Genomic DNA, 21790 nt, shown 5'->3' on the forward strand with positions numbered 1-21790 from the left:
TGAGGTGTGATAGGTGAGGTGTGTAGGGGCGTAATGCTTACGCCCAAATTCTACGCCCAAAATTATTGAAAGAAATGGATACTGAAATAGAAAAAGGGTATGACCCGTATGAGCCAACAGTGGAAGATATTCGCTGCATTGAACTATCCGGGGAAGAATTCAAACAAGGCAAATTGGGAGAACTAAACACTATGTATAAAACTCAAAAGGTGTCGCAACTGCGACACCTTTTGAGTTTATTGTTTTTCTAATGAATCTTGATTGTTAGTTACTTACTTGGCATTAGCAGCAATCAAGTTTAAGGCACTTCCGGCTTTAAACCACTCGATTTGGCTATCGTTATAGGTGTGATTTGCCACAATAACGTCTTTTGTGCCATCGGCGTGAACAAACTCCAAACGCAATGGTTTTCCGGGTGCGAACTCGGTCAAATCCAAGAAATTAACCGTGTCGTCTTCCTGAATTTTGTCGTAATCCGATTCGTTGGCAAACGTCAAGGCAAGCATTCCTTGTTTTTTCAAGTTCGTTTCGTGAATACGAGCAAACGATTTCACCAAAACGGCACACACTCCCAAATGACGCGGTTCCATAGCGGCGTGTTCCCGTGACGAACCCTCACCGTAATTATGGTCGCCCACTACAATGGTCGGGATATTGCTGGCTTTGTATTGACGTTGAACGGCAGGCACTTCGGCGTAAGTTCCTGAAAGTTGGTTCTTTACCGAATTGGTTTTCCCGTTGAATGCATTTACCGCCCCGATGAGCATATTGTTGGAAATATTGTCCAGATGCCCACGGAAACGAAGCCAAGGTCCAGCCATTGAAATATGGTCGGTGGTACATTTTCCTTCGGCTTTGATGAGCAATTTAGCTCCCGTGATATTTTTTCCGTCCCAAGCTGGGAAGGCTTCAAGTAATTGTAAACGTTGCGAATCGGGTTTTACTACCACTTCAATGCCCGAACCGTCGGCTGCGGGAGCTTGATAACCGGGGTCGTCCACGTCAAAACCTTTCGTGGGAAGTTCGTCGCCATACGGAGGTTTGAACATCACTTCTTCGCCTTTGTCATTCAACAATTTATCGGTTATCGGGTTGAAATCCAAACGTCCCGAGATTGCCAAAGCCGCCACCATTTCGGGCGAGGTTACAAAGGCGTGCGTGTTGGGATTTCCGTCCGCGCGTTTTGAAAAGTTACGGTTGAAGGAATGAATGATGGTGTTTTTTTCTTGCTTGTCAGCCCCTTCTCTGTCCCACTGACCGATACAAGGACCGCAGGCGTTGGTGAAGACTTTTGTTCCTAATTTCTCGAAAACTTCTATAATTCCGTCGCGTTCAATGGTGTATTTAATCTGTTGAGAACCAGGGTTTATCCCGAAATCGGCTTTGGGCGTAATCCCGAGTTCTAAGGCTTGTTTTACGATAGAAACCGCGCGCGACATATCTTCGTATGAAGAGTTTGTACACGAACCGATAAGTCCCCATTCCACTTTCAACGGCCAACCGTTTTCGGCGGCTACTTCTTTCATTTTTGAAACGGGCGTACCTCTGTCGGGCGTAAAAGGTCCGTTGATGTAAGGTTCTAATTCTGAAAGATTTATCTCGATTAATTGGTCAAAATATTTTTCCGGCTGAGCGTACACTTCTGGGTCGGCGGTGAGGTGTTGAGCTACTTTATCGGCGGCTTCCACCACGTCTTCACGTCCGGTGGCACGCAAATATCTTCGCATTGAATCGTCATAACCGAAAGTTGAAGTCGTTGCCCCAATTTCAGCTCCCATATTACAAATCGTTCCTTTTCCGGTACACGAAATGGCTTGAGCTCCTTCGCCGAAATATTCAAGTATTGCTCCGGTTCCACCCTTAACAGTCAGAATATCAGCCACTCGCAGAATAATGTCTTTCGGAGCCGTCCAGCCGTTTAGTTTTCCGGTAAGTTTCACCCCGATAATTTTCGGGAATTTAAGTTCCCACGGCATTCCCGCCATCACATCTACGGCATCGGCACCACCTACCCCGATGGCTAACATTCCGAGTCCGCCGGCGTTGGGCGTGTGCGAATCCGTTCCAATCATCATTCCGCCCGGAAAAGCGTAATTTTCAAGCACCACTTGGTGGATGATTCCTGCTCCAGGTTTCCAAAATCCGATTCCGTATTTATTTGATACAGAGGATAAAAAGTCAAAAACTTCTTTTGATTGTTCGTTGGCAACCTGTAAATCTTTTTCAGCACCTACTTTGGCCTGAATCAAGTGGTCACAATGCACGGTTGTTGGCACGGCAACTTTTGATTTTCCGGCGTGCATAAATTGAAGCAACGCCATTTGTGCGGTGGCATCTTGGCAGGCGATGCGGTCGGGAGTAAAGTCCACGTAATCTTCCGAGCGTTTGTACGCTTGTTTGGGTTGCCCGTCCCAGAGGTGGGCATATAAAATTTTCTCGGCAAGTGTAAGCGGGCGACCTACCAATTCACGAGCTTTGGTAACTCGCTCTGGCATACGCTCATACACTTTTTTTATCATTTCAATATCAAAAGCCATAAATGTATTTTTTTGTTTTATGTACTCGCAAATATAAAAAATGTTTTCAAATAGTGAAAAATATGCAACAAAATGTTGATTTAATTGTTTAATCCGTAAATGTGATTTGTTTTGCATTTCGGCAGAAATTACATCAAAACAGTTTCATTTTCTTATCAGTATCGCTTTAAAAATGCGAAAAACATATTAAAAACGGCTTTTTATTGATTGCATTATTTTTAATAAACCTCCCTTATTTATAATAATTCTATTTTATTTGCAGCGATATAATAAAAAAGGATAGCTGTTTTTGGCTATCCTTTTTCGGGATTTATTCCATTCCCCATATTTTTTTGAGCGATTTGTAATAAGTATGCTCAATATCGTTTACTACGTTGTCGGCTTTGATGAGCGATTTGGCAAAATCAATGAATTTCTGGCGTTCTTCGGCGGTTGAATCGTCAAAAAAACAACGTGCGTGAAACTCAAAATGAGCCTCCCACCGGCTAGGATGCAGGGTGGCGATAGTGTCTAATTCATCGTCCAAATTCATTCGGAACGGAAATTCGGCAGCCAAATATTCTCGGATTTTTAATCCTTCTTCGGCTGAAAATTCGTTATCCACTGCCGAGAGCAACATCAGCAAATGATACCCCGCTATTGATTTATTTGATTTTTGCATTTTTCTTGATTTTTAAAGTTATTTCTTGCGTTTTTCACGTTCTTGCGCATCAATCACGGCAAGAGTTGCTAAATTTACCATTTCATCAACGCTTGCCCCCAAAGTGGTTACGTGAATAGGCTGGCTCAATCCTAAAATGATAGGTCCTACCGTATCCAATTTTTCAATTTCTTTGAGAATTTTATACGTGATATTTGCAGCTTCCAAATTCGGGAAAATCAGTACGTTAGCGCCTTTTCCGTTGTTTAATTTTGAAAACGGAAACGAACGGGCTATTTTCTCGGGATTGATGGCAAAGTCGGCTTGAATTTCACCATCAACTACCAAATCGGGGTGGTTTTTATGCAGATAAGCCACCGCATCACGCACTTTTTTGGTGCTTTGTGAACTTGCCGAGCCAAAGTTTGAATACGAAAGCATCGCCACGGCGGGTTGCAACCCAAACATTTTCACGGCGCGGGCGGTCATTAGTGCGATGTTTGCCAAATCTTCGGCAGAAGGATTTTCATTGATGGTAGCGTCCGATAAAAACAACGGACCTTGTTTGGTGAACATAATGCTGGTGGAAGCAATGCGGTTTACGCCTTCGGCTTTTTCCACCAATTCCAAAACGGGGCGAATGGCACTCGGATAAGCACGCGTACGACCGGTAATCATTGCATCGGCTTGCCCCATATTGACCATCATCGCACCGAAATAATTGCGTTCACGCATCATTCGTTCGGCAGTAAGGCGAATTACGCCACGGCGTTGGTTTTTCTGCCAATACACTTTACTGAACTCTTCTCTCCGTGTTTTTTCTTCATCGCTTTTGGGGTCAATCACCTGCAAATCAGCAGTGAATCCAATTTCTTCTTTCAATTCATTGATGATGTCTTTTCGTCCTAACAAAATCGGGATTGCCAATCCGTCTTCGTGTAGGCGTTGTGCGGCTTTCAGCACTTCGAGGTGGTCAGCTTCGGGGAACACCACGCGTTTGGGATTTTGTCGGGCGCGGTCTTGCAACATTCGCACCTCTTTGTTGCCCGTTCCGATTCTGTCCATTAATTCATTACGATACGTTTCCCAATCGGTAATAGGTTTTTGAGCCACGCCCGAAGCAATGGCGGCTTTGGCGATGGCAGGCGGAATTTCATAAATCAAACGTGGGTCAAATGGTTTGGGAATGATGTAGTTACGTCCGTACGAAAGATTTTCGCCTCCGTAAACCAAACTCACGCGCTCCGGAACGGTTTTCTTTGCCAAATCGGCGATGGCGTGAACGGCGGCAAGTTTCATTTCTTCGTTGATTTTGGTGGCGCGCACATCCAACGCTCCCCTGAAAATAAACGGAAAGCCCAGCACGTTGTTCACCTGATTGGGGAAATCGGAACGCCCCGTTGCCATTATGATGTCCTTACGGGTTTTGACCGCCAAGTTATAATCGATTTCGGGAGTTGGATTTGCCATTGCAAATACCACCGGATTTTCAGCCATTGAAAGCAACATTTCGGGCGTAACCACGTTTCCTTTTGAAAGCCCGATGAATACGTCGGCGTTTTGCATCGCTTCGGTTAAGGTGCTGATATTTCGGTCAGTAGCAAATTCGGCTTTTTGAGGCGTCAGGTTGGGCGAATCTTTACGGATAACGCCTTTGCTGTCGCACATCACGATATTTTCGAGCTTTGCGCCCAACGCCACGTACAGATGCGTACACGAAATGGCGGCGGCTCCCGCTCCGTTTACTACGATTTTTACCTTGCTAATATCCTTATTTACAATCTCTAAGGCGTTTTTTAACGCAGCTGCGGAAATAATAGCCGTTCCGTGTTGGTCGTCGTGCATCACCGGAATGTCGAGTTCTTCCTTCAAACGACGCTCAATTTCAAAGGCTTCGGGGGCTTTGATGTCTTCCAGATTAATCCCGCCGAAGGTTGGCGCAATGGCTTTTACCGTTTCAACGAATTTATCCACATCGGTTGCATCTACCTCAATATCAAACACATCAATACCTGCAAAAATTTTGAAAAGCAACCCCTTGCCTTCCATAACGGGTTTGGAGGCTTCCGGTCCGATGTCGCCCAAGCCCAAAACAGCGGTTCCGTTGGAAATTACGGCTACCAAGTTGCTTTTGGAAGTATATTTGTAAACGTTGCTTTTGTCTTCCGCAATTGCCAAACAGGGTTCGGCCACGCCGGGTGAGTACGCCAACGACAAATCGTGTTGTGAGGCGTGTTTTTTGGTTGGCACGATGGCTATTTTTCCGGGTTGCGGAAACTCGTGATAGTGTAATGCTTCGTCTTTTTTACGTGAATCTTTCATATATATATCATTAAAATATTGACAATTAAAACCATTTTTAATTGCCAAATTGCTATTTTTCGGCGGACAAAAATACGAATAATAGCGAAAAGACCAAAGATTTTAAAAACACAGATTTTGTTTGTGATAAAAAAAACTGCCAAAGTTTCCGATTTTGACAGGTTTTCCGATTTATTTTTCCAAGGCTTTCAGTAGCTCGGTTTTGATTTTTTCAACACCGTGAAAACCAACACTTAGATACGATTGATTGCCGTGTTTGTCGATAATTACGTACGTAGGTATTCCTTTGGAATTGAAGCTTTTAGATAAATACGCCCACTGTTTTTTGTTTACCCGATAATGTTGCCCTTTGAGGTACGGAATCATATTTTCCCAAGTTTGCTTAGGTGAATTTTCGCCGGCTAAATACACAAAAACCAAATCTTTATCTTCAAATTCAGCTTTTAAAGGCTCCATCTCTTTATTGGCAGCAATGCAAGGTGCGCACCAAGTTGCCCACATATCAATCAAAACCACCTTCCCTTTGAAGGGTTTTAGCATTTCGGTTAGAAGTTGTTCGTCATCGGTTTGAGGCGTGTCAAGTATGGCAAAGCCCGTTCTTTTTTTGTTTGCTTCTATTTGGGCTACCAATTTATTGTTTTCTTCCGTTAGAAATTTTTGAATTTCAGCAGGAAGCGATTTTATAGCTTCTTTATCGGCATCGGTGAGTGGTGTAAGTTTATCTATATTTTCTCCAAAACTCCGTGCCTTGATGAGGTCCAACAAAAAAGCCTGCTCAACACCCCAGATTTTAGCCAACGCATCGACGCCGGTTCGTTTGGAAAATTCTTCGCGTATCAAGTCGCTGTATTTCATTCCGGTTTCATTCAGTTTCTTCATTTGAACAAAGGCATTTCCTTTTTGTTGGTTATTAAGAAACTCTTTAAAAACGGCTTTGTCATCGCTGCTCACTTTTGGATTTTCCATCAGGAAGTGTACGATGTCTAAAACGCCGTTGTTAATACCTCTGAAACGCGATAAATCCCCCACAAACTCACTTGCGATGGGCGAAAGCAGCACATCTGAGTCGTTATAAGGAATTTCTTTATAAAAATCGTAAAAATCGGCTCGTTTGGGTTGGGTTTGCAACCGAAGCATAGCCTCTTCTTCTGAAATATTATTTTTTTGAGCGTATGATTTTGCCAGAAAGTAATCCAACATCCCCATTTGGTCAATCAATTCTTTAAGGGCTATGGTGTGTATTATTTTTTTTGATAAATCATTTATTTTTAGCGAATTACTTTTCGAAATTCGATTTCGGTATTGCTGTGCAAAATGGTTTTCGAGGGCATTACCACCCAAACCGGCAATAGAATCGATTTCTTGTTGATTGTGATATGTTTCGTTGAAGGCTGTGTAGACTTCGCTGTTTACGTCTGCCAGAAAACCCGAAAAATAAATTTCTTTTCCGTTTGCAGGCTGATTTTTATGCAACTGGCTCTTTTTTCGAGACATTTCAGGCAAGTTGATAAGCACTTGCAACTCTTGATTTGGAGCCACCACCAATGGAAAATAAAACGCATCGGAGCGCAAAATAAGCGAAGTGGGGCTGTAAACGGGAGTTGTGATTCGGAACGAACCCTCGGGCGATACCGCCACAGGTATTCTTTCACGATTTCCCGTAATCGGGTTCGGATAAATAAAATGAACTTCGCCTAAATCAGCTTTATAACCAATTATTTTGCCACTGACCGACACATTTCCTTTTTGCCATTTGGCAGAAAAACCACTTGTTTTTTTGGTTTTTTGAGTGAATTCTTTCGGAAGTGTTGGTTTGCGTTGTTTTTTCGATAAGCGAACGTCGTAAATTTTAAAGCAATTTTCGCAGTCACCACTTTCGATAAAATCAAACACTTCGGTTTTCAGCGGAATCGGGTCAAAAACCAATTTGAATGAAGCCTTGCCCGATTGCGGCATCCAAAAAAGGGAATCCGGCACAATGCCGTCACCTCTACGGATTTTATATTTCTGGTTTTCAGTTTTTAGATACGTTTCAGAAGCTACCCGAATCCAATAATTCGGTGTAAAAAAAGCGTTGATTTCCAACACGGTTTCCTTTTCGGAAAGCGTTACTTTTCGGATTTCCAACGTTTGGGTATTGGCAAATCCGAAGGGCGGCAGGTCGATGCTTTTGGTTTGTGCATTTACGAACGCGGAACCCATCAAAAATGCGAATAACAATTGAAGTTGTTTCATACGATTATTATTTAGTTTGATTCTCAATTTTATACGATAATTCAATTCTTAAAAAGAATAAAACCACAAATATAATCGCTTTTAAGTAGAAAAAGAAAATTTACGAACAAAAAATTAGTTTACGTAACATAATACATTGTTTAACAATAGATTGTTTTAATTTGAAAATAGATTGTAATTCATCTTTTTACATCTTTGAGCGGGAAAAACTTGTTAGTTTCAATATTAATTTTCATTTTTGTAGCCTGAAATACGTACGGACTTATGCATCGATTTATGAAAAAATGTAGTTTTGGAGCCCTTTTTTGCCTTTGGGCAAGCGGTATGTCGGCACAGGTACAGCCCAATATCCCGAATGATACCTTACAAAAAATTGAACAACAATCAGCCAATCAGATATTTAAAAACACACAAGACCCACCTTCAACCTATATTAAAAAAGAAGGCATTTATGTTTTGAAAGACAACCCGAAGGCTGAAAGCTACGATAAAAAATGGTTGAAAGAACTTTCCAATTCCGATTTGTTTTTTCAAATGAGCGAAGATGTTGCCGGTGAATCGGTTACGGACGTTATTTATGACGAACTCCCCACCGAAGTTCTCAAACAGCGGCTTGAAAAACTCAACCAAAAAACACCTTTTAATGTGGAATATAATCCTATTCTAGAGCGCGTCATCAAATCGTTTCTCAAAAACAGACGCACTTCGTTAGAGCGTTTGATGAGCCTGAGCGATTATTACTTCCCGATGTTTGAGCAGGAAATGAGTAATCAGCGTATTCCGCTTGAAATGAAATATTTAGCCATTGTTGAATCGGCATTAAACCCTAAAGCCCGTTCACGAATGGGCGCTACCGGCTTGTGGCAATTTATGTACACCACCGGAAAAAGTTACGGCTTGGAGGTAAATAATTATGTAGATGAGCGTTGCGACCCGGTGCGTTCCACCAAAGCCGCCGCCAAATTTTTAAACGAACTTTACAAAGTGTTTGGCGATTGGGATTTGGTTTTGGCAGCCTACAATTCAGGTCCGGGCAACGTTACCAAAGCAATGCGTCGTTCCAACGGAAAGCAAAACTACTGGAATCTGCGCCCCTATCTGCCTCGCGAGACCGCCGGCTATGTACCTGCCTTTTTGGCAACGCTTTACATTTTTGAATATGCCAAAGAACACGGGTTTAAACCCCAAAAGCGTGCCAATCATCACTTTGCAACTGACACGGTGCGCGTGCGCCAAGCCGTTCCGTTTAAGCACATTGCCGAACTTACAGGAATGGACATTCAGGAAATCCAGTTTTTTAATCCGTCTTATCAATTAGATGTGGTGCCTTATGTTGAGGGCAAAAAATACGCCTTGCGCCTTCCGATTGAAGAAATAGGTAAATTCGTTGCTAATGAGGAGGTTATCTACGCCTATCTGAATGAGGAAAAAGACAAACAAGAAAAACCGTTACCTGAATTGGTAAAAGGCGATAACGTAGGGCAATCAGGCAAAAAAATTATTTACACCGTTAAAAAAGGTGACGTACTGGGCAAAATTGCCTCTCGTAATGGCGTTACGGTTTCCAACCTAAAACGTTGGAATAAAATCAAAGGAAATAACATCAGGGTAGGACAAAAACTGGTCATCTACAAATAATTTTGCAGTTTGGTAAGGTTTTTGATAGGACTACGCCAAACTGAATTGAATATGAAAAAACGTATTTTAACGTTGCTGTTTTTAGCAACTTACATCCATAGCTTTGCGCAACTCACTTTTTCAGAGCGCGTTGAATATTCTGAGTTGGCAACCCCGAAAGACAAACAATTGTTTTTGGTTGATTTTTGGGCTACGTGGTGCGTGCCTTGCATTCACGTTTCCACCTATTTAAACACGGTTCAAGAGCAATTTCGTGATGAACTCTACATTGTTTCGCTCACCCAAGAGCGCTCTGACGTGGTGCGTCCGTTTTTGCAAAAACACCTGACCAAATTGGCGGTAAGCATTGATTATGAAGGGCAAAATTTTAAAAATCACCGTGTTAGAGCCTTACCCTACGGAATTTTACTAAATGCCGATGGTGAGGTGCTTTGGAAAGGAAATCCCGCCAACATTACTCCCAGAATGATTCGTGGTTTTCTGTCGAGAAACAAAAAAACCATCCCGATTTATGACTTTTTAAAATATTCGTCTTACCAAAGTGAGGCGGAAACCGAAGTTACGCTCAACGATGATTTTGAGTTGAAACAAATTAACGCTCCGGCGAGTTCATCGGCAATTGTGCAGCGCTTTGATGCGATAACCTCAGTGCGAGGTTCGTTAGCACAAATCGTTTCGTATTTATTGAAAGTCAATGAAAAACAAGTTGTTCTGACAGAAAACAATACACAATATGAATTGTTGTTACAAAAGAAATTCAACAACGTTTACAGCGAAAAGAAAATAGCCACGCAATTGCTCTCCGATTTGGGGTATACTTTGCAGTCAGAAAACCGAGCCGGAAAAATCATTGAAATCAGGCTTCCTACCGACACATCGGCTTATTGGAACACCGACCAAATTGATTGGGGACAAAAAAACGCCAAATTTTTGGTTGATGACAGTCAATTTTCAGCCGATGATATTTCGGTCTATGATTTTTTGTACAAACTTTCAGAAGTTTTGGGCACGCCCGTGATTGTCAAAAATAAACAACAAGCTACGAATGAGCTGTTTGACTGGCAATTGCACTATAAATTTCCGGATTTGATGTTTTCAAATCTTACCGATTTAGGTTTTGAAGCCATAGAAACTTCCGGAAATTTCACCAAATATTTTATTGTTGAAAAATAATTCATAATTAACTGAATACAAAATAGATACTTTAATTTATTGCAAATTAACATTTTTATATGGAAACATTTTTAATACGTGCTGCCCAACTGATTTTGAGCCTTTCCATTTTGGTGGTGCTTCACGAATTGGGACATTTCATTCCCGCTAAATTATTCAAAATGAGGGTTGAAAAATTTTACCTCTTTTTTGACGTAAAATTTTCGCTCTTCAAAAAGAAAATCGGAGAAACCATTTACGGCATCGGCTGGCTTCCGCTGGGGGGCTATGTTAAAATTGCTGGAATGATTGATGAGAGTATGGACAAGGAGCAAATGGCGCAACCGCCCAAGCCTTGGGAATTTCGTTCCAAACCGGCTTGGCAACGCCTTATCGTGATGATTGGCGGGGTTACGGTGAACCTCCTGCTCGGTTTTTTCATCTATGCGATGATTTTGTTCGTTTGGGGCGAAAAACAAGTGAAAGAAGACGGCATCAAAAATGGTTTTGCCGTAAGTAACATAATGAAATCCTATGGGTTTCAAAATGGCGACATCGTAACTGAAGTGAATGGAAAACCGCTGGAAAACCTGCTCGATATCAATCGGTATGTGATGCTCCGAAATGTTAATGATTTGAAAGTGAAAAGCATAGACGGAAAAATAAGGCATATTTCATTACCTGATTCCATCGGAAAACAGCTTTTTCATCAAGGTGAAATGATTGCCTTTTCGCCACGTGTAAAACCCGTGATGGATTCGATTTTACCGGAACTTCCCGCCGCAAAAGCCGGATTCAAAAAAGGTGATAAAATAGTATCAATCAATGATATAAACATAAACTTCTACGATGATGTGCAAGCCGCATTGGCGGCGTTCCCAAAAGAAAGTCCGCTAGTTTTTCAAGTTGAACGAAACGGCACGCAACAGCGCATTGAAGTCACACCCAACAAAGACGGAAAAATAGGTTTTATGCCTAAGCAACTTGTTGAAATTAAAACAGTTGATAAAAAGTATGATTTCGCCTCGGCGCTTGCTGCCGGAATTTCATACGGTTATTGGACGCTTCGCGACTACATCGCCCAGTTTAAATTCGTCTTCACCAAAAAAGGCGCTTCTGAGTTAGGCGGTTTTGGAGCAATCGGAAAAATGTTTCCGCCCGCGTGGGATTGGAAAGCCTTTTGGCACACTACAGCGTTCATTTCCATTATGTTGGCGTTTATGAATATCTTACCCATTCCGGCACTTGACGGCGGACACGTAATGTTCCTGCTCTACGAAATGATTACGGGACGCAAACCTAGCGAAAAAGTGATGGAATACGCTCAAATCGTGGGCTTTTTCTTGCTTATCGCTTTGGTTTTATACGCCAACGGAAACGATATTTACAAAGCCGTTTTAGGAAAATTCTAAAAGCTGATTTTCTTAAAGAAGTGATTTTTTCACACCTTTGCCAAGGTTTTAAAAACATCGGCAAAGGTGTGGATTTTTAAAAGAAAGAATGATGAATCAGAAAAACACCGATTTTTTTGAAAAAGTATATGAATTGGTCAGGCAAATTCCGTACGGAAAAGTAACAACTTACGGACTGATAGCCAATGCTTTGGGAGCGAAGAAATCTGCCAGAATGGTCGGTTGGGCGCTCAATGCCTCACACGGGAAGGAAGACGTTCCTGCACATCGGGTGGTGAATCGCAATGGAATCCTGACGGGCAAGTTTCATTTTCAAGGAACGAACCTAATGCAACAACTTTTGGAAAGCGAAGGCATCACGGTTGAAAATGACCAAATTGTTGATTTTGAGAAATATCTGTGGCAACCCGAAACAGAAAATCAAGTAAATAACAATTAACAAAGAATAATGTAGGGGTAAAATATTTTTTGCCCGCTACAAGAGAAAGGATAAATTTGTTTGGCGTCGCGATGTAGGGGCGACCCGAATACAAGCGAATAGGTGAGGCAATTGGACACGCCCAAAAGTACCGCAGTAGGGGCGTATTGCATACGCCCTAAAATTTGTAATAGGGTGGGCGTATGTAATACGCTCCTACATCGCAACACCAAACAATTTCAAAAATAACTAAAAATTTCGTACGTTTCTCCCAAACCTTTTTAAACAATCTCACTTATTTCAAACAATTTTCGTATCTTTGGCATTTTAAAATCCGAAAGACTGATTTTCAGTAAAACAGAATATCGAAATTATGCAAAATATACAGAAAAAAGCCGTTTTAGAAGCATTACAAAAAATCACCGTTCCGGGTGAAGGCAAAAATATGGTTGATAGCGGTGCCGTGCAAAACATTGTTGTTTTTGGCGACGAAGTTGTTGTTGATGTGGTGATTAACAATCCCAGTTTGCAAGCCAAAAAACGCACTGAGGTGGAGGTGATGAAAGCCATTCACGCCGAAGTTCACGAAAAAGCAAAAGTATTTGTGAACGTGAAAGTTATCGCTCCTGAAAAACCCGAAATCAAAGGAAAACCCATTCCGGGGATTAAAAATATCATTGCGGTGGCTTCGGGCAAAGGCGGCGTAGGAAAATCAACCGTAACGGCAAATCTGGCGGTGGCTTTGGCAAAAATGGGTTTCCAAGTGGGGTTGCTCGATGCCGATATTTACGGGCCGTCAATGCCCATAATGTTTGATGTTGCCGACCAAAAACCGCTTTCGGTGAATGTGGATGGAAAATCAAAAATGAAACCCATTGAAAATTATGGAGTTAAAATGCTTTCCATCGGATTTTTTACCAATCCGAATCAGGCTGTAATCTGGCGTGGACCGATGGCTGCCAAAGCACTTAACCAAATGATTTTCGATGCCGATTGGGGCGAATTAGATTTCCTGCTCTTGGATTTACCTCCCGGAACGGGCGACATCCATTTGAGCATTATGCAGGCAATGCCCGTAACGGGTGCGGTGGTGGTCAGCACGCCTCAAAAAATCGCACTTGCCGATGCCCGCAAAGGTGTAGCGATGTTCCAGCAAGAAACCATCAACGTTCCCGTACTGGGGATTGTTGAAAATATGGCGTATTTCACTCCCGAAGAATTGCCCGACAACAAATATTACATTTTCGGAAAAGAAGGAGCCAAGCATCTTTCGGAAGATTTGAACGTTCCGTTTTTGGGTGAAATTCCGTTGGTGCAAAGTATTCGCGAGTCGGGCGACGTGGGCAGACCTACCGCACTGCAAGAAAACACGCCACAAGCACAGGCGTTTACGAAACTGGCTCAAAATGTAGTGCAAAGCGTAGCGGAACGCAATAAAAGTTTACCGCCTTCCGAAGCCATAAAAATCACGACAATGGCGGGGTGCAGCCCTAAAAAATAATTTCAGAAAAAATTACAAACAACATAAAATTTTCAGTAATGACATCAGAAAAAGTAAGAGAAGAAGTAATAAAAGCTTTGGACGAAATTCGTCCGTTTTTGCAGAGCGACGGCGGTGATATTTCCTTAGTGGAAATCGAAGATGATAAAATCGTAAAAGTGCGATTGGAAGGAAATTGCATCGGTTGTAGCGTAAACCAAATGACTTTGCGTAGTGGCGTTGAAATGACAATTAAAAAATACGTTCCTCAAATAGAGCAAGTTATAAACATAGCGTAACGTTTTGATATTCAAAAGTTGGCTTCTCGGGATTTTTGTCTTCGGTTTTTCGGCTTTTGAATTTCAGTTTTGCAAAAACATAAAAAAATCCTTAAAATGAGTTCAACAAAGGAAACTAAAAAAGAATACATCAAACGTAAACTACTGAGCAAGTATCGTTTAGTGTTTATGGATGAAGATACCTTTGAGGAAAAGGCTTCGATGCGGCTCAGTCGTTTGAATATTTTTGTATTCGGTTCGATTTTTTCGTTGTTGATTATCATTTTAACCACGCTTTTTATCATTTACACGCCGCTTCGGCAGTATATTTTGGGCTTTTCGGAAGTGGAAAGCAAGCGTGAAACCATCAATTTGGCATTTAAAGTCGATTCGCTTGAAAATGAAATGAAGAAAAACGAACTTTATCTGTCATCTATCAAAAAAGTACTCACGGGCGATGTGCTTCATAAGGAAATCAACAAAGATTCGCTCTATGAAGTGCATAAATTCGACCCGAAATCAATTGATTTAAGTCCGAACAGGCAAGATTCGTTATTGCGTCAGGAAGTTGCCGATGAAGACCGTTACAACGTTTTCGAGAAGGCACTTTATCAGAACAAAGAAATTTTGTTGTTCCCGCCCGTTTCGGGTATTATTTCCAACGAATATCGCCCGCAAACGCGACATTACGGCATTGATATTGTGGCTCCTGAGGGAACTGCCGTGAAATCCGTAGCGGACGGGACGGTCATTTTTGCCGAATGGACAATTGCCACCGGAAACGTCATCATCATTGAACACAAAGGAAATTTGGTGTCGGTTTACAAACACAACGCCTCAATGGTGAAACAACAGGGCGACCAAGTGCGTGCCGGTGAGGTCATCGCAACCATCGGCAATACGGGCGAGCTTTCCACCGGAGCTCATTTACATTTTGAACTTTGGAGTAACGGCTACCCGATGAATCCGAAAAATTATATTGAATTTAAATAATATTTTTTGATTTTCAAATATTTAACTTAAAACCTTAAACCCCGAAAGCCGTGAGTTTGAAATCCTTTTTAGCTAAAATATTCGCCGCTTCCGTTCGGAAAAAAATTGACCGCTGGGCAAACAATCCCGTTGCTACGCAGGAAAAAGTATTTTGGCAACTTATTGAAAAAGCGAAAGATACAACATTCGGGAAAGACCATCGTTTTCAGGAAATAAAATCACATTCCGATTTTGTGAAAAATGTTCCCGTTCGTGATTACGAAGCCTTAAAGCCTTATATTGAGCGGGTTATCGCAGGCGAAGAAAACATTCTCTGGCGAGGAAAACCGATTTATTTTGCCAAAACTTCCGGAACCACCAGCGGGGCGAAATATATTCCAATTACCAAAGAATCAATGCCTTACCACGTTGAATCGGCTCGAAACGCCATTTTGTGTTACATTCACGAAACCCAAAAAGCCGATTTTGTAAACGGAAAAATGATTTTCTTGCAAGGAAGTCCCGTTTTGGAAGAAAAAAATGGCATAAAAATCGGGCGACTTTCCGGAATATCAGCACATTACGTCCCGAAATATCTGCAAAAAAACCGAATGCCGTCGTGGAAAACCAATTGCATTGACGACTGGGAAACCAAAGTGGAAGCCATCATTGAGGAAACGTTTTCGCAGGATATGAGCGTCATCAGCGGCATTCCGTCGTGGGTGCAGATGTACTTCGAAAAACTGCACAGCAAATCGGGCAAAAAAGTGGGCGAATTGTTTGATAAATTCAGCCTATTTATCTATGGTGGAGTGAATTACGAGCCTTATCGCCAAAAATTTGAATACTTAATCGGACGAAAAGTCGATAGCATTGAACTTTTTCCGGCTTCGGAAGGATTTTTTGCCTATCAGGACAGCCAGCACGAAAAAGGAATGTTGCTTCTGCTTGATTCGGGCATTTTTTACGAGTTTATCAAAACGGACGATTTCCTTTCGGACAACCCCAAACGGCTAACAATCAATGAAGTGGAAGTAGGGGTGAATTACGCAATGATTATCTCGACCAACGCAGGGTTGTGGGCGTATAACATCGGTGATACTGTGCAGTTTACGTCCGTTAAGCCGTACAGAATCATCGTTTCGGGGCGAATAAAGCATTTTATTTCCGCTTTTGGTGAACACGTTATCGGAAAGGAAGTGGAAGAGGCTATGCGTCAGGCACTTGACGGAACGGACGTTCGCATTTCTGAATTTACGGTTGCCCCACAGGTTAATCCCGTTTCGGGCGAACTGCCTTATCACGAGTGGTTTATCGAATTTGAAAACGAACCCGCTGATTTAGAGCAATTTGCTTTAAAAATCGACGCTTTGATGCAACAGCAAAATTCGTATTATTTTGATTTGATTCAAGGAAAGGTGTTGCAACCGCTGAAAATCAGTAAAGTAGCCAAAAACGGTTTTTCCGATTATATGAAATCGTTGGGCAAACTCGGCGGGCAAAACAAAGTGCAACGCCTTTCCAATGACCGCAGCGTAGCAGAGCGACTTCAAACTATCGCAAAGTACTAAAAATCAATTAGTTTATTTACAAAAAATGCTGAAAATCGTATTTTATTTGGTTTATATTTTCTGGCGGAAATATTTTGTCAAAGGCGATTATTTGGCATTGTCGTTGATTTTTATCGGGTTATCCTTTTCATTGGCAGGGATTTACAAAAATTATGCGGACTATTATTTTCTCTTATTTTTATTTCCGTTAGGAACGCTTTTTCATCATTGGGGCAGAAATGACTTTCCGCTTTTAAAAACGCATCGGCATTGGCGGAGACTTATTTTCGGGGAATACGTCATCAACAATCTTCCTATATTGTTAATTTTCAGCGTGAAACAAGATTTTCTTTGGGCTGTTTTGACCGTTTTGTTTCTCGGTTTTTGCACTTATCTTCCGCAAAAATCGTTTAAAATGGCGTATCCGTTTTCGGTTTTTGACCCGCTTTGGCTCACGGTTTTTAGAAAATACAAACTGATTTTCGGGCTTCCCGTTTCGTTGTTTTTGGTGGCAATCGCCAAGGCGTACAACAACGAAAATATTGCTGTTTTTGCCTTGATTTTTAATGTGTTACTGTGCTGTATGCCTTATTTTGAACGGGAACATCAGGCTCATATTGGCATATCGTTTTTTAAAGGAAAGGCATATTTACATCAGCATATTCGGGTTGGTTTTCAGAACTATTTATGGGTCAGTTTGTTACCTATTTTGTTTGCTGCCGTGCTGTTTTCGTGGGAATTTCTCGCTTACGGATTGCTGTTTTACGGCATCGTGCTGGTAAGTCTGCTCACTAAATACGCCTTTTTTCAAAACCCAGTTTCGCAAAGTATTGTTTTTGTGCTAATTGCATTAGGATTTACATACGGTATTCCGTTTTTGGCACTGCCCGTTTTGTATATACAAGCCCTGAAAAAAATTAATTCTGTCGGTGATAATTTAAGTCCTAAAAAACAACATACCCTCAAAAATAACAATCCAAAATATGTTACAGATTGATATTCAGCAAAAAAACTACGGGACAAAAACCATTCTGGAAAGCGTAAGTATTTCCGTTGAAAAGGCGGGGCTCTACGGTATCGTGGGCAAAAACGGTAGCGGAAAAACCACTTTTTTTAAGTGTTTAAGTCATTTAACTGATTTTCAAGGCAAAATCAACTACAACAAAAAAACAATATCCGCTGAAAATATCGCTTTTCTGCCTACGGAACCCTTTCTGTATGAACACCTTACAGTAAATGAATTTTTGAAATTTTACGCCCGATTGCTGCATATTGAAAACCCCAAAAACCCCGTGTTCAACATTGACTCTGAACTTTTTATAAAAGAACTTTCCACCGGAATGCGTAAAAAAACATATCTGAATGCCGTTTTTCAAAAAATGTATGACATTTATGTTTTTGACGAACCCTTTAACGGATTGGATATTGAGTCGGTGTATGAATTGGGAAAAATAATTCTGCAATTATCTGAAAATCATATTGTTTTTGTGTCATCACATTTGTTGGAAAGCCTGCAAAATTGCCGGTGCATTTTTGTGTTAAAAAACGGAAATCTGCAAAAAATTCTTCCCGATAAGTACCACATCATTGAATCCATACTATTTGGCAGCTGATTGGTTTTCAGCTTTTTCAGCAGCATACAAAGCAAATGAAGCCAACCAATGTGAGCCCATATAATCGCCACTATCCATCTGTGAATGGCTGTAATGAAAATGAGCATTTGCCAACTGAATCATCTCTTGATTTTCAAGCACATAACCCATTTCATACAGGCACCAAGCGCGACTAAAATTCAACCCGTCAAGGTGTACGATTTGCGGGTCGCTGCGGTCAGTTACTTCGGCAATGGACAAGAATTTCGCCGGATTTTTCTCAAACGACGGCAAAAACGCACGCAACCACTTTTTGTATTCCGCTTTCGGAAGCACTTTCAGCATCAAAGCCGCTTCCTGCAAACAAGGTGAAAAAAAGTCCGTGCCGCTGGGTTCCCACTGCTGTAACGGGCAATTTTCATCGGTCAGATAATAATCTTTGGCGCACTTGACAAGCTGTTTTTCCAATTCGGGGGCGTATTTTCGGGCGTAATCCAGCGCAAATGAAAGCGCAAAAGCAGTGTTGCTGTGAACCCCGTGACGCACCGGATATTTCAGTTTTTCTAAATAGGCAATTAGTTTGTTTTCAATGAGTTGAACTAACGGTTCTAAATCACTGTAAAGTGCTTTGGCTTGCTCGTTGTCCCAATCGCGCAGCAATTCAGCCGTTTTTAAAAGCCATGCCCAGCCATAAGCCCGCTCAAAATGCTGATTGTTAGGTAAATCAAAATACGCAATTTCTTGTTTTATGTTTTCGGCGTTGATATTCCGACGGATTTTTGCCAAAATTTCGTCATTTTTTGAAAAATTCGGCAAGTTTTTCACAATCGTCAAAAGCGACCAATGCCCGTGCACCGACGAATGCCAGTCGTAACATCCGTAAAAAGCCGGATGCAACCGTTTGGGCGACAGTAGTTCGGCATCGTTGTTAAGCACTTGCCCCAGTTTGTTGGGATATTCCTGTTCGATGCAATCAAATGCCATTTTGTACAGGCTCAAAGCCATTTTTTCATCAAAAACGGGTGTTTCGTGCGTATTTTTCAACGTTTCACGTGTTTCATTCTTCGATTTGCAACCTAAAAAAGTAAAAAACAAGCCGATTGTTACAAAAAACAGCATATTTTTGGTAGATATATTCATATTTTTATAACTAATTTTGTTTTTTATGGTTTATTTTCAACGGAAGAAAGGGTTTTGGTTTTTTGATTCACGGCTTCGGTAAACTTTTCAAAGCAACGTATTACTTTTTGTGAAATAAGCTCATAATCAGGCATTTCTTTTCCGGTAAAAATCAGTGCCAAAGCATACGATTGTGAAGTATTTTGCACCAAAAAATGCTTTTGCAAGCGATAACTTTCACGAATGAGCCGTTTGATTCGGTTGCGTTTGTTAGCTTTTTTTACGCCCTTTTTGGGTACGCTCACCAGCAATTGAAACGGCACGTTGAGCCCGTCAATAGGCGTGAAAATCATTTTCAGTGGGAAACTCTGAACGCTTTCCCCTTCGGAAAATAATTGTTGAATATGAGCCAGTTTGCATAATTTTTCTGACTTCGGAAACGAAAAACGCATCGTGTTCAAAATGCCTAATTTTTAAAAACGTTATTCTCTTTATTGATGTCCACCGAAATATTGTCGGGGTCAATGGTTACCGATTTGATTTCCGTCAGCGGTAAATCAACCTCAAAGGTGTAAGTCGGGTTTGCCCAGCCCCAAGCGGCAAGGGTTTGTTGCTGATAGTTTTTGTACGGATTAGGTTTGCTGCCGAAAGTCATCCGAAGCGGAATGTGGTAATAATGCACTTTTTTGTCTTTCTTAACGAGGAATAAATCCACCGAAAGCGGTAAATTGCCCACACGGCGTAAGGTAATTTGGGTTTTATTTCCTTTTGCAAAAACACTTTCAATGGTGTAATCAGCTGTGTGTGTAGTGCTTATAAATTCGTTCAGAAACCATTGCAATTGCATTCCCGACACTTTTTCGGCTATGCGGATAAAATCATTCGGTGTTGGGTTTTTAAAAGCAAAATCGTTATAAAATCGTTTTAGTGACTTGATAACATTCTGGTCGCCAATAATATAGCCTAACTGAGTGAGAAACAGCGTTCCTTTACTATATGCCATTACCGAATAGGCAAAATTGGTGCTGAAACGGTCGGCGTGGGTTGAAGCAGGCTCTTCCAAGCCCGATTCCATCAATTTGTAATAACTGTTGTAAGCTCCTTTGAAAGGCGATTCGTCATTTCCCGGATTTACAACCAAGTGCATTGCCAAATCTTCAATGAACGAGGTAAAGCCCTCATCCATCCACGCATACGAAGCCTCATCGGTGGCGAGCAAATGCTGAAACCAAGCGTGAGCCAACTCGTGAATGGAAGTCCCCAACACGGATTCGTAGCGTTCACCGCCCGCAACGAGTGTACACATTGCGTACTCCATTCCGCCATCGCCCCCTTGAATGAATGAGTATTGCTCCCACGGATAATTTCCCACGAGGGAATTGAAAAAATCAAACACTTTGACCAACACGGGTTGCATTTTTTTCCAATTTTCGGTATATTTTTTATACAAAAAATGGAAGGTTTTACCATTTTTGAGCGTCATTTTATCGTGCTGAAATTCGGGGTCAGCCGCCCACGTAAAATCGTGAACGTTGTTGGCTATGAAATGCCACGTTTTGGTCTTTTGTTTGGTTTTTGGTAATTTAACGCCTTCATTTTCATATCCGAAACCGATTTCGTTTGCGTTCTGCAAAACGCCCGTTCCGCCGAGTATGTAATTTTTATCAATGGTAATTTTCACGTCAAAATTGCCCCAAACGCCGTAAAACTCACGAGCAATGTACTCATTGGCGTGCCAACCGCGAGCGTCATATGCCGCCATTTTCGGATACCATTGTGCCATTGAAAGAGCCACACCGTCTTTGCTGTTTCGCCCCATACGGCGAATCATCACGGGGACTTGTGCGTCAAATTCCATTTCAAAAACGGCTTTTGAATTGGGCAAAATCGGCTGATTTAGGTTGGCTTTTAGGATGGTTCCTTCGGTTTTATGTTGAATCGGTTTTCCGTTTTGGGTCAGTGATTTCACATTGATATACCCGATTTCATTAGGTTTAAGTGATGCTATACGGCTTTGGTAAACGGGTTTTTCGGGCGTGCCTTTGTTGATTGCCATTCGGCGGTCGGGGTCGGGAATGGTTTGCAAACGAGCGTCCATTTCACTGCCGGGCTGAAAAGCGTTCAAAAACAAGTGATAGAAAACCACGTGAAGCGTGTCGGGTGAATTGTTAGTGTAAGTAAGTTGTTGTTTGCCGCTGTATCGGAAATTTTTTGCATCCACTTCAATTTCCATTTTATAGTCGGCTTGTTGTTGCCAATACGGAGCGTTTTGAGCGTTGATTGTGGCAAAAAATCCGAGGCAAAACAGTTTTAAGATGTATTTTTTCATTGTGCGGAATAAAAAATTAAGCGACAAAGATACTTTTTTTTGAAGGAAGCACAAAGGATTTTACACCTAAAACAGCTTAAAAACTGAAAAGTTATCCACATTACATCGTTTTCGTT

Annotated in this window: 18 protein-coding genes; 11 read left to right on the forward strand and 7 right to left on the reverse strand. The window is 41.5% G+C overall.

Translation table 11 applies throughout. The features are described 5' to 3' along the window. The first annotated feature begins 74 nt into the window (after positions 1-74). Entirely contained in the window at positions 75-251 is a 177-nt protein-coding gene (locus Q4D72_RS07710; RefSeq protein ID WP_303077202.1) for a hypothetical protein, read from the forward strand. 21 nt (positions 252-272) lie between these two features. On the opposite strand, the gene Q4D72_RS07715 is transcribed toward Q4D72_RS07710, so the two are convergent. The 4 genes from Q4D72_RS07715 to Q4D72_RS07730 form a co-directional block, all read right to left on the reverse strand. Further along, the gene (locus Q4D72_RS07715; protein ID WP_303077203.1) at positions 273-2537 is read right to left on the reverse strand and encodes an aconitate hydratase; all 2265 of its coding nucleotides are present in this window, start codon (positions 2535-2537) and stop codon (positions 273-275) included. 310 nt (positions 2538-2847) lie between these two features. Beyond that, complete coding sequence (locus Q4D72_RS07720) at positions 2848-3198, reverse strand: TerB family tellurite resistance protein (RefSeq protein ID WP_303077205.1); 351 nt, start codon at positions 3196-3198, stop codon at positions 2848-2850. An 18-nt stretch (positions 3199-3216) separates the two neighbouring features. Then, positions 3217-5499, reverse strand: a complete 2283-nt coding sequence (locus tag Q4D72_RS07725; protein WP_303077207.1) for an NADP-dependent malic enzyme — start codon at positions 5497-5499, stop codon at positions 3217-3219. Between the two features lie 171 nt (positions 5500-5670). Beyond that, the gene (locus tag Q4D72_RS07730) at positions 5671-7734 is read right to left on the reverse strand and encodes a TlpA disulfide reductase family protein (protein WP_303077208.1); all 2064 of its coding nucleotides are present in this window, start codon (positions 7732-7734) and stop codon (positions 5671-5673) included. A 276-nt stretch (positions 7735-8010) separates the two neighbouring features. On the opposite strand from Q4D72_RS07730, the gene Q4D72_RS07735 reads away from it, so the two are divergent. From Q4D72_RS07735 to Q4D72_RS07780, 10 genes are all read left to right on the forward strand, one after another. After that, a complete protein-coding gene (locus Q4D72_RS07735) occupies positions 8011-9372 on the forward strand; it encodes a lytic transglycosylase domain-containing protein (protein ID WP_303077209.1) in 1362 nt (453 codons plus the stop codon). A gap of 51 nt (positions 9373-9423) precedes the next feature. Beyond that, positions 9424-10545, forward strand: coding sequence for a TlpA disulfide reductase family protein (locus Q4D72_RS07740; RefSeq protein WP_303077211.1), 1122 nt, complete (start codon positions 9424-9426; stop codon positions 10543-10545). A gap of 59 nt (positions 10546-10604) precedes the next feature. Further along, positions 10605-11936: an RIP metalloprotease RseP gene (rseP, locus tag Q4D72_RS07745; RefSeq protein ID WP_303077212.1), complete on the forward strand. Its 1332-nt coding sequence runs from the start codon at positions 10605-10607 to the stop codon at positions 11934-11936. 91 nt (positions 11937-12027) lie between these two features. Next, complete coding sequence (locus tag Q4D72_RS07750) at positions 12028-12375, forward strand: MGMT family protein (protein ID WP_303077266.1); 348 nt, start codon at positions 12028-12030, stop codon at positions 12373-12375. Between the two features lie 352 nt (positions 12376-12727). After that, complete coding sequence (locus tag Q4D72_RS07755) at positions 12728-13855, forward strand: Mrp/NBP35 family ATP-binding protein (protein ID WP_303077213.1); 1128 nt, start codon at positions 12728-12730, stop codon at positions 13853-13855. A gap of 38 nt (positions 13856-13893) precedes the next feature. Continuing rightward, positions 13894-14133 carry a NifU family protein gene (locus tag Q4D72_RS07760; protein WP_303077215.1) on the forward strand — a complete coding sequence of 80 codons (240 nt, stop codon included), beginning with the start codon at positions 13894-13896 and terminating at the stop codon, positions 14131-14133. Positions 14134-14229: 96 nt separating this feature from the next. Then, positions 14230-15105 (forward strand): M23 family metallopeptidase, encoded by an 876-nt coding sequence (locus Q4D72_RS07765; RefSeq protein WP_303077216.1) that lies wholly within the window; start codon positions 14230-14232, stop codon positions 15103-15105. A 50-nt stretch (positions 15106-15155) separates the two neighbouring features. Next, the gene (locus Q4D72_RS07770; protein ID WP_303077217.1) at positions 15156-16655 is read left to right on the forward strand and encodes a GH3 auxin-responsive promoter family protein; all 1500 of its coding nucleotides are present in this window, start codon (positions 15156-15158) and stop codon (positions 16653-16655) included. Between the two features lie 25 nt (positions 16656-16680). Then, complete coding sequence (locus Q4D72_RS07775; RefSeq protein WP_303077219.1) at positions 16681-17631, forward strand: ABC transporter permease; 951 nt, start codon at positions 16681-16683, stop codon at positions 17629-17631. Next, positions 17618-18247 (forward strand): ABC transporter ATP-binding protein, encoded by a 630-nt coding sequence (locus tag Q4D72_RS07780; RefSeq protein WP_303077220.1) that lies wholly within the window; start codon positions 17618-17620, stop codon positions 18245-18247. Before Q4D72_RS07775 ends, Q4D72_RS07780 begins: the two co-directional genes overlap by 14 nt. Here the strand turns inward: Q4D72_RS07780 and Q4D72_RS07785 are convergent. The 3 genes from Q4D72_RS07785 to Q4D72_RS07795 are packed head-to-tail and all read right to left on the reverse strand — an operon-like array spanning position 18233 to position 21674. Further along, positions 18233-19366, reverse strand: a complete 1134-nt coding sequence (locus tag Q4D72_RS07785) for a DUF2891 domain-containing protein (protein WP_303077222.1) — start codon at positions 19364-19366, stop codon at positions 18233-18235. The genes Q4D72_RS07780 and Q4D72_RS07785 overlap by 15 nt on opposite strands. A gap of 23 nt (positions 19367-19389) precedes the next feature. Next, the gene (rnpA, locus tag Q4D72_RS07790; protein ID WP_303077224.1) at positions 19390-19797 is read right to left on the reverse strand and encodes a ribonuclease P protein component; all 408 of its coding nucleotides are present in this window, start codon (positions 19795-19797) and stop codon (positions 19390-19392) included. A gap of 14 nt (positions 19798-19811) precedes the next feature. Next, complete coding sequence (locus Q4D72_RS07795; RefSeq protein ID WP_303077226.1) at positions 19812-21674, reverse strand: M1 family metallopeptidase; 1863 nt, start codon at positions 21672-21674, stop codon at positions 19812-19814. Between the last annotated feature and the right edge of the window lie 116 nt (positions 21675-21790).

Origin of the sequence: Capnocytophaga sp. (genome assembly GCF_030532915.1) — a bacterium.
Lineage (GTDB): Bacteria > Bacteroidota > Bacteroidia > Flavobacteriales > Flavobacteriaceae > Capnocytophaga.

Coding starts and splice junctions, on each gene's coding strand:
- Q4D72_RS07730 (WP_303077208.1), bottom strand. CDS start 7,734: ATGAAACAACTTCAATTGTTATTCGCATTTTTGATGGGTTCCGCGTTC.
- Q4D72_RS07740 (WP_303077211.1), top strand. CDS start 9,424: ATGAAAAAACGTATTTTAACGTTGCTGTTTTTAGCAACTTACATCCAT.
- Q4D72_RS07775 (WP_303077219.1), top strand. CDS start 16,681: ATGCTGAAAATCGTATTTTATTTGGTTTATATTTTCTGGCGGAAATAT.
- Q4D72_RS07755 (WP_303077213.1), top strand. CDS start 12,728: ATGCAAAATATACAGAAAAAAGCCGTTTTAGAAGCATTACAAAAAATC.
- Q4D72_RS07785 (WP_303077222.1), bottom strand. CDS start 19,366: ATGAATATATCTACCAAAAATATGCTGTTTTTTGTAACAATCGGCTTG.
- Q4D72_RS07725 (WP_303077207.1), bottom strand. CDS start 5,499: ATGAAAGATTCACGTAAAAAAGACGAAGCATTACACTATCACGAGTTT.
- Q4D72_RS07760 (WP_303077215.1), top strand. CDS start 13,894: ATGACATCAGAAAAAGTAAGAGAAGAAGTAATAAAAGCTTTGGACGAA.
- rseP (WP_303077212.1), top strand. CDS start 10,605: ATGGAAACATTTTTAATACGTGCTGCCCAACTGATTTTGAGCCTTTCC.
- Q4D72_RS07750 (WP_303077266.1), top strand. CDS start 12,028: ATGAATCAGAAAAACACCGATTTTTTTGAAAAAGTATATGAATTGGTC.
- Q4D72_RS07720 (WP_303077205.1), bottom strand. CDS start 3,198: ATGCAAAAATCAAATAAATCAATAGCGGGGTATCATTTGCTGATGTTG.
- Q4D72_RS07795 (WP_303077226.1), bottom strand. CDS start 21,674: ATGAAAAAATACATCTTAAAACTGTTTTGCCTCGGATTTTTTGCCACA.
- Q4D72_RS07715 (WP_303077203.1), bottom strand. CDS start 2,537: ATGGCTTTTGATATTGAAATGATAAAAAAAGTGTATGAGCGTATGCCA.
- Q4D72_RS07780 (WP_303077220.1), top strand. CDS start 17,618: ATGTTACAGATTGATATTCAGCAAAAAAACTACGGGACAAAAACCATT.
- Q4D72_RS07735 (WP_303077209.1), top strand. CDS start 8,011: ATGAAAAAATGTAGTTTTGGAGCCCTTTTTTGCCTTTGGGCAAGCGGT.
- rnpA (WP_303077224.1), bottom strand. CDS start 19,797: ATGCGTTTTTCGTTTCCGAAGTCAGAAAAATTATGCAAACTGGCTCAT.
- Q4D72_RS07710 (WP_303077202.1), top strand. CDS start 75: ATGGATACTGAAATAGAAAAAGGGTATGACCCGTATGAGCCAACAGTG.
- Q4D72_RS07765 (WP_303077216.1), top strand. CDS start 14,230: ATGAGTTCAACAAAGGAAACTAAAAAAGAATACATCAAACGTAAACTA.